General features: G+C 62.7%; 12 protein-coding genes and 1 tRNA gene. 5 read left to right on the top strand and 8 right to left on the bottom strand.

The window, feature by feature from the left end; translation table 11 throughout:
- Window positions 1-4 precede the first annotated feature (4 nt).
- Both petB and AC5STB_RS07085 read left to right on the top strand, forming a co-directional pair.
- Window positions 5-1,339 (top strand): cytochrome b, encoded by a 1,335-nt coding sequence (gene petB, locus AC5STB_RS07080; protein WP_495442258.1) that lies wholly within the window; start codon window positions 5-7, stop codon window positions 1,337-1,339.
- Between the two features lie 19 nt (window positions 1,340-1,358).
- On the top strand, window positions 1,359-2,147 hold the full coding sequence (locus AC5STB_RS07085; RefSeq protein ID WP_495442259.1) for a cytochrome c1: 789 nt from the start codon (window positions 1,359-1,361) through the stop codon (window positions 2,145-2,147).
- Window positions 2,148-2,289: 142 nt separating this feature from the next.
- Here the strand turns inward: AC5STB_RS07085 and AC5STB_RS07090 are convergent, their stop codons facing one another.
- The gene (locus tag AC5STB_RS07090) at window positions 2,290-2,727 is read right to left on the bottom strand and encodes a glyoxalase superfamily protein (RefSeq protein ID WP_495442260.1); all 438 of its coding nucleotides are present in this window, start codon (window positions 2,725-2,727) and stop codon (window positions 2,290-2,292) included.
- A 335-nt stretch (window positions 2,728-3,062) separates the two neighbouring features.
- On the opposite strand from AC5STB_RS07090, the gene AC5STB_RS07095 reads away from it, so the two are divergent.
- Window positions 3,063-3,476: a nuclear transport factor 2 family protein gene (locus AC5STB_RS07095; RefSeq protein ID WP_495442261.1), complete on the top strand. Its 414-nt coding sequence runs from the start codon at window positions 3,063-3,065 to the stop codon at window positions 3,474-3,476.
- A gap of 10 nt (window positions 3,477-3,486) precedes the next feature.
- Here the strand turns inward: AC5STB_RS07095 and mtaB are convergent, their stop codons facing one another.
- Both mtaB and dapF read right to left on the bottom strand, forming a co-directional pair.
- The gene (gene mtaB, locus AC5STB_RS07100; protein ID WP_495442262.1) at window positions 3,487-4,749 is read right to left on the bottom strand and encodes a tRNA (N(6)-L-threonylcarbamoyladenosine(37)-C(2))-methylthiotransferase MtaB; all 1,263 of its coding nucleotides are present in this window, start codon (window positions 4,747-4,749) and stop codon (window positions 3,487-3,489) included.
- Window positions 4,746-5,588 (bottom strand): diaminopimelate epimerase, encoded by an 843-nt coding sequence (gene dapF / locus AC5STB_RS07105; protein WP_495442263.1) that lies wholly within the window; start codon window positions 5,586-5,588, stop codon window positions 4,746-4,748. Before dapF ends, mtaB begins: the two co-directional genes overlap by 4 nt.
- Window positions 5,589-5,775: 187 nt before the next feature.
- On the opposite strand from dapF, the gene AC5STB_RS07110 reads away from it, so the two are divergent.
- Window positions 5,776-5,851: transfer RNA gene (locus AC5STB_RS07110), tRNA-Lys, on the top strand.
- Between the two features lie 39 nt (window positions 5,852-5,890).
- On the opposite strand, the gene radC is transcribed toward AC5STB_RS07110, so the two are convergent.
- The 3 genes from radC to dnaK all read right to left on the bottom strand — a co-directional run bounded on the left by radC (window position 5,891) and on the right by dnaK (window position 10,097).
- Window positions 5,891-6,655 carry a RadC family protein gene (radC, locus tag AC5STB_RS07115; protein WP_495442264.1) on the bottom strand — a complete coding sequence of 255 codons (765 nt, stop codon included), beginning with the start codon at window positions 6,653-6,655 and terminating at the stop codon, window positions 5,891-5,893.
- Between the two features lie 259 nt (window positions 6,656-6,914).
- A complete protein-coding gene (dnaJ, locus tag AC5STB_RS07120) occupies window positions 6,915-8,072 on the bottom strand; it encodes a molecular chaperone DnaJ (protein ID WP_495442265.1) in 1,158 nt (385 codons plus the stop codon).
- A gap of 78 nt (window positions 8,073-8,150) precedes the next feature.
- A complete protein-coding gene (gene dnaK / locus AC5STB_RS07125) occupies window positions 8,151-10,097 on the bottom strand; it encodes a molecular chaperone DnaK (protein ID WP_495442266.1) in 1,947 nt (648 codons plus the stop codon).
- Window positions 10,098-10,286: 189 nt separating this feature from the next.
- Between dnaK and AC5STB_RS07130 the strand changes: the two genes are divergently transcribed.
- Window positions 10,287-10,889 (top strand): alpha-ketoglutarate-dependent dioxygenase AlkB family protein, encoded by a 603-nt coding sequence (locus AC5STB_RS07130; protein ID WP_495442267.1) that lies wholly within the window; start codon window positions 10,287-10,289, stop codon window positions 10,887-10,889.
- A gap of 70 nt (window positions 10,890-10,959) precedes the next feature.
- On the opposite strand, the gene AC5STB_RS07135 is transcribed toward AC5STB_RS07130, so the two are convergent.
- Both AC5STB_RS07135 and AC5STB_RS07140 read right to left on the bottom strand, forming a co-directional pair.
- The gene (locus tag AC5STB_RS07135; protein WP_495442268.1) at window positions 10,960-11,604 is read right to left on the bottom strand and encodes an SH3 domain-containing protein; all 645 of its coding nucleotides are present in this window, start codon (window positions 11,602-11,604) and stop codon (window positions 10,960-10,962) included.
- Complete coding sequence (locus AC5STB_RS07140) at window positions 11,601-12,422, bottom strand: ABC transporter permease (protein ID WP_495442269.1); 822 nt, start codon at window positions 12,420-12,422, stop codon at window positions 11,601-11,603. The genes AC5STB_RS07135 and AC5STB_RS07140 overlap by 4 nt, the downstream gene beginning before the upstream one ends.
- Window positions 12,423-12,428: the final 6 nt, after the last annotated feature.

Below are 12,428 nucleotides of genomic sequence, written 5' to 3' on the forward strand. Positions count from 1 at the left end.
GCTCATGTCCGGTATTCCGCACGACCATTACGAGCCGAAGACAGGCGCAGAAAAGTGGCTGCACAGCCGCCTGCCCATCGTCGGCCTGATCTATGACACCATCATGATCCCCACCCCCAAGAACCTGAACTGGTGGTGGATCTGGGGCATCGTCCTGGCCTTCTGCCTGGCGCTGCAAATCGTCACCGGCATCGTCCTGGTGATGCACTACACCCCGCATGTCGACCTGGCCTTTGCCTCGATCGAGCACATCATGCGCGATGTGAACGGCGGCCATATGCTGCGCTATCTGCACATGAACGGCGCCTCGCTGTTCTTTGTTGCTGTCTACATCCACATCTTCCGCGGCCTGTACTACGGCTCTTACAAGGCGCCCCGCGAAGTCACCTGGATTGTGGGCATGCTGATCTACCTGATGATGATGGGCACCGCCTTCATGGGCTACGTGCTGCCCTGGGGCCAGATGTCCTTCTGGGGGGCCACCGTGATCACCGGCCTGTTCGGCGCGATCCCGTTCATCGGCGAAGCAATCCAGACCTGGCTCCTGGGCGGGCCGGCAGTGGACAACGCCACCCTGAACCGCTTCTTCTCGCTGCACTACCTGCTGCCCTTCGTGATCGCAGCGCTGGTGATCGTGCACATCTGGGCCTTCCACACCACCGGCAACAACAACCCCACCGGTGTTGATGTCCGTAAGGGTTCGAAAGCTGAAGCTGAAAAAGACACCCTGCCGTTCTGGCCGTACTTCGTGATCAAGGACTTCCTGGGCCTGGCCGTTGTGCTGGTGATCTTCTGGGCGATCGTCGGCTTCATGCCGAACTACCTGGGCCACCCGGACAACTACATCGAAGCCAACCCGCTGGTGACTCCGGCGCACATCGTTCCGGAATGGTACTTCCTGCCGTTCTACGCGATCCTGCGTGCCTTCACCTCTGAGGTCTGGGTGGTGCAATTTGCCTCCTTTGTGACCGGCGGCATCGTGGATGCGAAGTTCTTTGGTGTTCTGGCGATGTTCGGTGCGATTGCCGTAATGGCGCTGGTGCCCTGGCTGGATACCTCCAACGTGCGGTCGGGCCGTTACCGCCCGATGTTCAAATGGTGGTTCGCGCTGCTGGTCGTCGACTTCTTTGCCCTGATGTGGCTGGGCGCGATGCCGGCGGAAGAGCCCTATGCATCGTTCTCGCTGATCGCATCGGCCTACTGGTTCGGCTACTTCCTGGTGATCCTGCCGCTGCTGGGTGTGATCGAGAAGCCGCTGGCGCAGCCCGCAACTATCGAAGAGGATTTCGACGCCCACTACGGCAAGAAGTCTTCTGCTGAAGCCACTCCTGCCGAGTAAGAAGAAGGAACACCTAGCAATGTTCAAGAAACTGGCAACCGGTGCCGCCTTCGCTCTGGCCCTGATCCCTGCTGCGTCTTACGCAGCAGGCGGCGGCGACCAGCATATCACCGACTACGCCTTCTCGTTTGAGGGCCCGTTCGGCACCTACGACCGCAACCAGCTGCAGCGCGGCCTGCAGATCTACACCGAAGTCTGCGCAGCCTGCCACGGGCTGAAGCTGGTGCCGCTGCGCACCCTGGCAGACGAAGGCGGCCCGCAGCTGCCGGAGGACCAGGTGCGTGCCTACGCAGCTGACAACTTCAGCGTCTACGATCCGGAACTGGATGAGGACCGCCCGGCCAAGCCGGTCGACCACTTCCCGGAAAACAACAACGCAGGCGCCCCGGACCTCAGCATGATGGCCAAGGCGCGTGCGGGCTTCCACGGCCCCTACGGCCTGGGCATCAACCAGCTGTTCAAGGGCATGGGCGGTGCCGAGTACATCGCCTCGCTGCTGGCCGGATACACCGGTGAGGAAAAGGAAGAGGCTGGCACCATCTTTTATGAGAACACCGCCTTCCCCGGCGGCTGGATCTCGATGGCGCCGCCGCTGTCGGATGAGCAGGTGGAGTTCGCCGACGGTCACGCCAACGACGTGGAAGCCATGTCGCAGGACGTCGCGGCCTTCCTGATGTGGACTGCCGAGCCCAAGATGATGGCGCGCAAGCAGGCCGGTTTTGTCGGCGTGCTGTTCCTGACCCTGCTGTCGGTGATGCTGTACCTGACCAACAAGCGTCTGTGGGCACCGCACAAGGGCAAGCACTGATCCCTGTCGGCTGACACGTCGCTGAAAACAGGGAACCCCCGCAAGTGATGCTTGCGGGGGTTTTTCTTTGCTGAGAGGGTCGGGGGCGCTGCCCCACTGAGCGGGGCGCGCATTCGTTTCGGAACAGAATGAAACCGAACGATCAGGCCATCGGGCTGACGGTCAGATGCGGGCGCCCGTTGGAGGTTTTCTGCGGCGAGCGGTCGTCTGCGCCGATCACTGTGGAAACGCGGTGGCGCCAGGACGAGAAGCTATCGAACTGGACCACGTCCACCGGCGTGTCGAACTGCAGGGTAATCCGGCGGTGGCCGTTGCTGCCGCATGTTGCAAGCCCGTGGACGTAGCCGGTGAAGGGCTGGCCCAGATAGTGCCCCTCGACCCGCATACCCACCTGCAGCTCCGGCGCGTTGGAAGCGCGGGCGTGGAGCGTGTTCCAGTCGCGGAAGCCATAATAATGGGCGATCCGCTCCAGGGCGGTGCTGTGGCTGATGGGCTGGCCCTGGGCCTCGGAATGCTTGCGCAAGAGCCGGGCTTCGGCCTTGAGCTGCGGCACCGGTGGAAGGGCAGAGGATGTCTGCATGGATGTACCTTTCGCGAAAGGGTGCAATTGCCGTTGCAGACAGGGCTCGCGTTGCTGTCCGGGCGTGCACCCAGGCGTCGGGATAAACCTCGTCCGGATTTCACCATGGCCAGCGGCCGCGAGCGGCAGGTATCCGGGACCTGTGATTCATACTTAGCGCCATTCGGGCAGGTGCGCAAATCCTCAGGACATTGGAAAGCTGGCCGGTTGCGCCAGCGCCACGCCGGCCAGGCTGGCGGTCAAGGGCAAGCTCGGAGCCAGACACGCTTGACGAAAGGGGCGGGGAAGGCGCAGCCTTGTGAGGTTGTGTTGTAACGAGTGCGGAGGAGATTGTTATGGGAAAGTCGCAGGCAGATATTCTGCGGGAAGCCTATGGAAAGTGGAACGCCTGCAAAGGCCGCGATCTGGCTATGTGGGACGACTATGTCACCGAGGATATTGAGTTGCGGTCAATGGCCGAAGGCAGCCACGGTCTGGACTTCAGCGCGGCCCGGTGCGGCAAAGAACAGCTTCATGCATATCTGAGCGAACTGACCAGCGCATTTGAAATGGAGCATTGGACCATGACTGAGACAATTTCGGAAGGCGACAGAGTCGTAGGCCTAGGGGTCACGGCTTGGGTTTGCAAAGACACACAAAAGCGTTTTGAGACACCAGTCGCGATTGTCTGCAGGTTCCGGGGGCAGCGTGTGTGTGAATGCCAGGAGTTCTATGATTCAGCTTTGCTCGCTGCTGCGGTTTGTAAATAGGACAGTTTTTTCAGGCCACCAGCTGGCTGCCTTCGATGCCGGTGATGGCTGCGGTGACGATCCGGCCTTCTTCTTGAGGGACCGCAAATGCGACCTCAGTGAACTGCTCGGTGCGGCCCATATGCGGGTTTTCCATCAGGATGCGGTGGGTCTCGCCAATCTGTGCCGCCAGATGGCGGGAAACCTGGGCATCACCGGCCGCACGCAGGCGGGCGGCGCGCTCCTTGATCACGTTGCCGTTCACCTGGTTTGGGATCTTCGCCGCCGGGGTGCCCTCACGCTTGGAATAGGGGAAGACGTGCAGCCAGGTCAGGCCGCAGTCGGTGACCAGTTTCAGCGAGTTCTCGAAATGGGCATCCGTCTCAGTCGGGAAGCCTGCAATGATGTCGGCGCCGAATGTCATCTCAGGCCGCAGGCGGCGGGCCTCCTCGCAGAAGGCGATAGCATCGTCGCGCAGGTGGCGGCGGGCCATGCGTTTCAGGATCAGGTCGTCGCCGTGCTGCAGTGACAGGTGCAGGTGCGGCATCAGCCGCGGTTCGGTGGCGATGGCCTGCATCAGGTTCTCGTCCGCCTCAATCGAATCGATGGAGGAGATGCGCAGCCGCGGCAGGTCCGGCACCAGCTTCAGGATCCGCATCACCAGGTCGCCCAGGCGCGGCTGTGCGGGCAGATCGGCCCCCCAGGAGGTGAGATCCACCCCGGTCAGAACCACCTCGTTGTAGCCCCTGTCTACCAGCCGCTTGATCTGGTCGATCACCACACCGGCAGGGACCGAGCGGGAATTGCCGCGGCCATAGGGAATAATGCAGAAGGTGCAGCGGTGATCACAGCCGTTCTGGACCTGCACATAGGCCCTGCTGCGGGTGCCGAAACCGTCGATCAGGTGGCCCGCGGTCTCTGTCACCGACATGATGTCGTCGACCTGTACCTTTTCGGTGGTGCCGATGAAATCCGGGCCCTTGGCGATTTGCTGCCAGGTGTCGGGCTGCATTTTTTCGGTATTGCCGATGACGCGGGTGACCTCTTCCATGGCGGCAAAGGTCTCAGGCTCGGTTTGGGCGGCGCAGCCGGTGACGATGATTGGTGCATCAGGGTTTTCGCGGCGCAGCTTGCGGATTTCCTGGCGCGCCTTGCGCACGGCTTCTGCGGTCACGGCGCAGGTGTTCACCACCACGGCGTCCTTCAGGCCTGCCTGCTGGCTCAGCTCCTTCATCGCCTCGGTTTCATAGGCGTTCAGGCGGCAGCCAAGGGTGGTGAACTTGGGCACGCTCATGCCAGGCTCTCCAGGAATTCGCGGGTGAAGGTGCCGTCGAACACATGCATGGTGGGGCCTGTCATCCAGACGCCGTCCTCTGCCCAGTCGATCCACAGGGTGCCGCCATCCAGATCGATGTGCACCTTGCGGCCCGTCAGCCCGCGCCGTGCGGCTGCAACGGCTGTTGCGCAGGAGGAGGAGCCGGAGGCCAGTGTCACCCCCACACCGCGCTCCCAGACGCGCATGCGGATGCGGTCGGGGCCGGTGATCTGGGCGACCTGCACATTGGTGCGCTGGGGGTAGAGCGGGTGGTGTTCGTAGCGGGGGCCGAATTCCGCCAGCGGAATGACCTCGGCGTCTTCGACAAAGAAGGTACAGTGGGGGTTGCCCATGCCGGTGGCCGTCGGGCCGCCCTCGATCGGCAGCTCCAGCGTATCCGCTTCCTCGGCCAGGGGAATGTCCCGCCAGTCCAGCTGCGGCTTGCCCATGTTGACGGAGGTGAGGCCGTTGCCGGCGTCGCGGGCATAGAGGTCCCCGCGGTTGGTGGTGAGGTGCAGCTCCGGCTTGCCGGTTTCCAGGATCAGGTGGCGGGCAATGCAGCGGGTGGCGTTGCCGCAGGCGCCAGAGGTGGAGCCATCGGCATTGTAGAAGGTCAGATGCGCGTCGCCCTTGCCGTCTGAGATCACGGTCAGCTGGTCGAAGCCGACGCCGAACTGGCGGTGCGCGATTCCCTTGGCCATTGCCGGGGTGATGGCAATGTTCTGCGCGCGTGCGTCGACAACGACAAAGTCGTTGCCCAGCCCATGCATCTTCATGAAGGGGATTATGCTGTCTGCCGAAGTGCTCATGGCGGGCATATAGACCCGGCGCGGAGATGAATCCAGCCTTCGCTGAGAAAAGTTGAAAAAAGGGGTTGACCCCCCGCCGCACTGGCCCTAGATACGCCGCCTATCGGGACAGCGTGACACACACTGCCGCGCCGGACCAAAGCGAAATAAGTGCTTGAACCCTCTGGGAAAAACACTTAGACCGCGACGAAGAAGTGGGCCGTTAGCTCAGTTGGTAGAGCAACTGACTTTTAATCAGTGGGTCGCAGGTTCGAATCCTGCACGGCTCACCACTTCCTCCCAAAACCGCTGATGAGAATTTTAAAAAGCCGCTACAGGTAGCCCTGGGCGCGGAAGCTGAGTTCTGCGGATTTTCCGATAATAAGGTGGTCGTGCAGAGTGATTCCCAAGGCGCTGAGCGCGGCCTGAATCTGGTCTGTCATACCGATGTCGCTGTCCGATGGCGTGGGGTCGCCAGAGGGGTGATTATGTACCAGAATCAAGGCGCTGGCGTTTAGCTCCAGGGCGCGTTTGGCGACCTCTCGGGGGTATACGGGCACGTGGTCGACGGTGCCGCGGGCCTGTTCCTCGTCGCCGATCAGGACGTTCTTGCGGTCCAGGAACAGGATGCGGAACTGCTCCGTCTCACGATGCGCCATTGTGGTGTGGCAATAATCCAAAAGCGCGTCCCAGCTGGAGATTATTTGCCGCTGCATCACCCGGGCGCGGGCCATGCGGTGGGCGGCGGCCTCCAGCACCTTGAGGTCTGTGATCACCGCGTCGCCAATGCCCTTGACCTGCGCCAGCCGGTCCGGCGGGGCGGTCACCACACGGTTGAAATCGCCAAAGGTATCAAGCAGTTGCCGCGCCAAGGGTTTCACGTCGCGGCGGGGAATGGAGCGGAACAGGACCAGCTCCAGCAGCTCGTAATCCGGCATGGCAGCGGCCCCGCCGGCGATGAAACGCTCCCGCAGGCGGGCGCGGTGGTCCTTGATGTAGGAGGGCAGGCGGCCGCCGGGAATCGGGGCTGCAGGGGCTTCTGCGCTGCCGGGGAACAGCGGCAGGGAGACGTCCTCGAATGCGGGGTCCTGTGCCATGGCGCCATGGTGCGGCCATCATGGTTGAGGAAGTGTTAATGTGCGCCCCGGCAGCGCGGCAGCAACGGGGTGACATGCGTGCACCCCTAGTACACCCCCTGTGCACCGCCGCAGTGCAGCGCAGGGCTGCAGAGAGGAACAGGGCAAAAGAAAAGCGCCCCGGGTGGGGGCGCTTTCTGTCGAGTCGCTTGAGGCAATGTGCCGGGGCTCCGCCCGTTCGCGCCTGAAACCGTCCCCCGGACGGTTTCCTAGACGGCGCTCACCCCTTCATACCATCCCAGAAACTTTTCACCGAAGAGAAGAAGCTGCGGGATTCGGGGTTGGTGTTTTCCTCTGAGATGTCCTCGAACTCGCGCAGAAGCTCCTTCTGGCGGGTGGTGAGGTTCATCGGGGTTTCCACCGCCAGTTCGATGAACATGTCGCCGGTGGCACCGCCGCGGAGCGCTGGCATGCCTTTGCCGCGCAGGCGCATCTGGCGGCCGGACTGGCTGCCTTCGGGGATCTGCACGCGGCCGCGGCCGCCGTCGATGGTCGGCACCTCGATGGAGCCGCCAAGCGAAGCCTTGGCCATGCTGACCGGCACCCGGCAATAGAGGTTGTTGCCGTCACGTTCGAACAGTTTGTGCGGACCGACCTCGACAAAGATGTAGAGATCGCCCGGAGGGCCGCCGCGCAGGCCGGCTTCGCCTTCGCCAGCGAGGCGGATGCGGGTGCCGGTTTCGACGCCTGCCGGGATGTTCACCGACAGCGAGCGGTCTTTTTCAACCCGGCCGTGGCCATGGCAGGATTTGCACGGGTTCTTGATGATCTGGCCCAGGCCCGAACAGGTCGGGCAGGTGCGTTCGACGGTGAAGAAGCCCTGCTGCGCGCGGACCTTGCCCATGCCGGAGCAGGTCGGGCAGGTGGTGGGTTCCACGCCGCCCTCAGCGCCGGTGCCCTCGCAGGAATTGCAGGAGACCGAGGCGGGAACCTTGATGGTCTTGTGCAGTCCGGCAAAGGCGTCTTCCAGCGAAACGCGCAAGTTGTAACGCAGGTCTGCGCCGCGGGAAGCCCGCTGCCGTCCGCCGCCGCCGCCGCGCTGGCCGCCCATGAAGTCGCCGAACAGGTCGTCGAACACGTCGGAGAAGGCGGAGGAGAAATCACCGCCGCCAAAGCCCTGGCCGCCGCCGCGCTGGCCGCCGCCCATACCGTTTTCAAAGGCCGCATGCCCGAAGCGGTCATAGGCCGCCTTTTTCTCGGCGTCCTTGAGGACGTCATAAGCCTCGTTGGCCTCCTTGAACTGCGCCTCGGCGTCCGGATTGTCGGAGTTCCGGTCAGGGTGCAGTTCCTTGGCCTTCTTGCGGAAGCCTTTTTTGATTTCGTCTGCGCTGGCGCCTTTGGCCACGCCCAGAACGTCGTAATAGTCACGTTTTGACATCGGTTACCCCATCTGCCTCAACGAAAATGGGCCGGTCCGGGGTTCGGACCGGCCCGCTGTGGCCTGAGTGTTCAGGCGTTAGCGCTTGTCGTTGTCCAGGTCTTCGAACTCGGCGTCGACGATGTCGTCGTCGGCCGGGCCTGCGGCCTCATCTGCGGCTGCCGGTTCTTCGTCCGCGCCTTCTTCGGCCTGCGCCTTGTAGATCGCCTCGCCCAGTTTCATGGCGGCTTCGGTGACGTTCTGGATGCCGGATTTGATCTTCTCGGCGGTCGATTTCTCGTTTTCCAGATCGTCCTTCAGCGCGGCCACGGCCAGCTCGATCACCTCTACGGTGGAGGGATCGACCTTGTCGCCATGCTCTTCCACCGATTTCTCGGTCGAGTGGATCAGCGATTCGGCCTGGTTCTTGGCTTCGATCAGCTCGCGGCGTTCCTTGTCCGCCTCGGCGTTGTCCTCGGCGTCCTTGACCATCTTTTCGATGTCGTCGTCCGACAGGCCGCCGGATGCCTGGATGGTGATCTGCTGTTCCTTGCCGGTCGCCTTGTCCTTGGCGCCGACCGACACGATGCCGTTGGCGTCGATGTCAAAGGTCACTTCGATCTGCGGCATGCCGCGCGGTGCCGGCGGGATTTCCTCGAGGTTGAACTGGCCGAGCATCTTGTTGTCGGCAGCCATTTCACGCTCACCCTGGAACACCCGGATGGTCACGGCGTTCTGGTTGTCTTCCGCGGTCGAGAACACCTGGCTCTTCTTGGTCGGGATGGTGGTGTTGCGGTCAATGAGGCGGGTGAAGACACCGCCCAGGGTTTCGATGCCCAGGGACAGCGGGGTCACGTCGAGCAGCACCACGTCCTTGACGTCGCCCTGCAGAACGCCGGCCTGGATGGCAGCACCCATGGCAACCACTTCATCCGGGTTCACACCCTTGTGCGGCTCTTTGCCGAAGAACTTGGTCACCTCTTCGATGACTTTCGGCATCCGGGTCATACCGCCGACCAGAACCACCTCGTCGATGTCGGAGGCGGAGAGGCCAGCGTCCTTGAGGGCTGCCTTGCACGGGTCCATCGAGCGCTTGATCAGGTCGCCGACCAGGCTTTCCAGCTTGGCGCGGGTCAGCTTCATCACCATGTGCAGCGGCTGGCCCGAAGAGGGGTCCATCGAGATGAACGGCTGGTTGATCTCGGTCTGCGAGGTGGAGGACAGCTCGATCTTGGCTTTTTCAGCGGCTTCTTTCAGGCGCTGCAGGGCCATCTTGTCCTTGGACAGATCGACGCCGTTTTCCTTTTTGAACTGGTCCGCCAGGTAATTGACGATACGCATGTCGAAGTCTTCGCCGCCCAGGAAGGTGTCGCCGTTGGTCGACTTCACTTCGAACAGGCCGTCGTCGATTTCCAGGATGGTGACGTCGAAGGTGCCGCCGCCGAGGTCATAGACGGCGATGGTCTGGGTGTCTTCCTTGTCGAGGCCGTAGGCCAGCGCAGCCGCGGTCGGCTCGTTGATGATGCGCAGCACTTCGAGGCCCGCGATCTTGCCGGCGTCTTTGGTGGCCTGACGCTGGGCGTCGTTGAAGTAGGCAGGCACGGTGATCACCGCCTGGGTGACTTCCTCGCCCAGGTAGGATTCCGCGGTTTCCTTCATCTTGCCCAGGGTGAAGGCGGAGATTTGCGACGGGGAGTATTTCTCACCCTTGGCTTCGACCCATGCGTCGCCGTTGCCGCCGTTCACGATGGCGAACGGCACCATTTTCTTGTCCTTGGCGACGGCCGGGTCGTCGAACCGGCGGCCGATCAGGCGCTTGACGCCGAACACGGTGTTGTCGGGGTTGGTCACGGCCTGGCGTTTGGCCGGCTGGCCGACCAGGCGTTCGTCGTCGGTGAAGGCAACAATCGACGGGGTGGTGCGCGCGCCCTCGGCGTTTTCAATCACGCGGGGCTGGGAGCCGTCCATAATGGCCACGCAGGAGTTGGTGGTACCCAGGTCGATTCCGATAACTTTGCTCATTTGCGATCCCTTTTTACTACTCAAGGCGATTACCCGAGGCCTGAACCCGTTGCGGCATCCTGGCCCCGATTGATTTGCGGTTTGGTCTGCACCTTGCCGCGTCCCGGCGTATATAGGGACGTGAAAACGGCCCTGCAAGCGCTCAGACACGCCTGCGGGCGTGAATCAATGCGGTTTTTTGCAAGGGCCGCGGTTAAGGATGGATGAACGGCAATGACCCTTTTGCGGGTGCGCGGATTTGATGTTCACAAAGGCTACCTGGACCCGGGCAGGCAGGCGGTGCTGATCGACAGCCTGCGTCCGGTGCTGAAAGCGGCGCCGCTGTTCTCTCCGAATGTGCCGGGCGGCGGGCAGATGTCGGTGCGGATGACCTCGGCCGGGCGGTTCGGGTGGTATTCGGATGCCAAGGGATACCGGTATGCGGAGACGCATCCTTCGGGGCGCGCGTGGCCTGCGATTCCGCCAGAGGTTCTGCAGATCTGGGACGCGCTGACCGGGCTGGAGCGGCAGCCGGAGTGCTGCCTGCTCAACTACTACGGCGAGGGCGCGCGGATGGGGCTGCACCAGGACAAGGATGAGGCGGATTTTTCCTATCCTGTGGTTTCGGTGTCCCTGGGCGATGACGGGCTGTTCCGGATCGGCAATCAGAGCCGTGGCGGAAAAACCGAGTCTGTCTGGCTGGGTTCCGGCGATGCGGTGGTGATGGGCGGCGCGGCGCGGCTTACTTATCACGGGGTGGACCGGATCCGGTTCAAGTCCTCGCGGCTGCTGCCCAAGGGCGGGCGGATCAATCTGACGCTGCGGGTGGTGACGTAACGCCGCGGGCGCAAAAGTTTTTGGGAAAACTTTTGCCAAGACTTTTCTGAAAAGCCGTGGGGCCGGGCGGCTAGGGCACCAGAGAGCAGCAGCCGGACAGGACGTCCAGCCGGCCAGCGCCGCGGTAATGCAGAAGGCCGGCCGCGATGCCGTAGGCGCGGTCTGACATGCCGTCAGAGCATTGCCGGGCGGTGAGGGTGCCGGAGAGGCTTGCCGGTTCGGCATCAGAGCCTGCGCCTTGGTTCCGGCCGGCAGCATGGAAACCGGATTTGCCGCTGTGGTTTGAGCCGGGTTCCCGTGCCAGAACGGTAAAGAGGAGGTCCGGATTGCCCGGCATCTCCAACTGGGCTGTTTCACCCAGGGCCAGGGACCAGAAGGGTTCGGTGCCAAAGCACGCCAGGGCCTGGTCCCGCTGCGTATGCCAGTCGCCCTGTTGGCGGCGGTCAAGAAACCGCAGCGCGGCCCAGCCTGAGCGCTCGCCAATGTTGACCAGTCCCCATTTGCCGCTGCTGTCCGCCAGCACCACCTCGACCCCGGCCTGATCCGGCGCCAGGCTGCCGATGATGCCGGCGCCGGCAGACGGGGCGCTGCGGACGTTCAGCACGTCGTCCGCGGCGACGCCGGAGACGCTGTAAAGAGCGGGAAACTCCTGCGCTGCTGCCGGCAGCGCCGCAGATGCCAGCCATAGGAGGACGGCAGCAAGGCGCAGCCTCACCGCTTTGCGCTCCAGCTGAGGGAGACCTGGCGGCGGGTGTAGAATTCGCCCATCAGGCCGACAACGATCAGCACCAGTGCCACCCAGGCGGCATACTGCCAGGAACTGAAATGCGGGTTGTAGTTGATGAACACAAACCCCCGCGACTGATCGATGCAATGAAACAGAGGGTTCCAGTCGAACATGACCAGCATGTAGCTGGGCAGCGTGTTGGCCAGGAACATCTTGCCTGAGGCAATCATATTGGCGCGCTGGTAGATCATCGTCAGGATGCCGACCAAACTGGGCGCCCAGGGTTTCAGCACCAGGAACACCAATCCCACACCGGCGCCTGAAACCCACGACAGCAGAACCATGCCGAAGGCGGGTATCGGCTGTTCGATATGCAGAGGCGTAAAGGCGACGTGGTAGACAAACAGAATGGTGAACAGCGACAGCACCTGGATATACAGCGCGCCGATTGCGGCCGACAGGATGGCGACCATCGTGTTCATCGGCGCGTGCTGCATCATCGGGCTGCTGGGGCCTTCGGCGCCGGAAACCGCGCTGACGGTTTTGGTGTGCACCATGAACAGGAAGACGCCGGACATAACATAAAGCAGGAAGTCGCCGCGGATGGCGGATCCGCGCAGGCCCAGCACCGCGAACATCACATAGAAGGCCAGGACGAACAAAACCGTCTGCAGCAGGTTCAGGCCAAGCGCGATAAAGGCGTTGTTGTGCTTGGAGCGGACACTGCGCACAACGGAATGAAACACCACCTCAACCAGGTTGAAGAAACCCGATATATGCGAAGGCTGGGTGCGCTGCTGAAACATGAACCT

This window comes from Leisingera sp. CC-HEC093, from assembly GCF_059429195.1.

What these genes read in the sequence shown, in the direction of transcription:
- petB (WP_495442258.1), top strand. Translation starts at nt 5, where the DNA reads ATGTCCGGTATTCCGCACGACCATTACGAGCCGAAGACAGGCGCAGAA.
- AC5STB_RS07085 (WP_495442259.1), top strand. Translation starts at nt 1,359, where the DNA reads ATGTTCAAGAAACTGGCAACCGGTGCCGCCTTCGCTCTGGCCCTGATC.
- AC5STB_RS07090 (WP_495442260.1), bottom strand. Translation starts at nt 2,727, where the DNA reads ATGCAGACATCCTCTGCCCTTCCACCGGTGCCGCAGCTCAAGGCCGAA.
- AC5STB_RS07095 (WP_495442261.1), top strand. Translation starts at nt 3,063, where the DNA reads ATGGGAAAGTCGCAGGCAGATATTCTGCGGGAAGCCTATGGAAAGTGG.
- mtaB (WP_495442262.1), bottom strand. Translation starts at nt 4,749, where the DNA reads ATGAGCGTGCCCAAGTTCACCACCCTTGGCTGCCGCCTGAACGCCTAT.
- dapF (WP_495442263.1), bottom strand. Translation starts at nt 5,588, where the DNA reads ATGCCCGCCATGAGCACTTCGGCAGACAGCATAATCCCCTTCATGAAG.
- radC (WP_495442264.1), bottom strand. Translation starts at nt 6,655, where the DNA reads ATGGCACAGGACCCCGCATTCGAGGACGTCTCCCTGCCGCTGTTCCCC.
- dnaJ (WP_495442265.1), bottom strand. Translation starts at nt 8,072, where the DNA reads ATGTCAAAACGTGACTATTACGACGTTCTGGGCGTGGCCAAAGGCGCC.
- AC5STB_RS07130 (WP_495442267.1), top strand. Translation starts at nt 10,287, where the DNA reads ATGACCCTTTTGCGGGTGCGCGGATTTGATGTTCACAAAGGCTACCTG.
- AC5STB_RS07140 (WP_495442269.1), bottom strand. Translation starts at nt 12,422, where the DNA reads ATGTTTCAGCAGCGCACCCAGCCTTCGCATATATCGGGTTTCTTCAAC.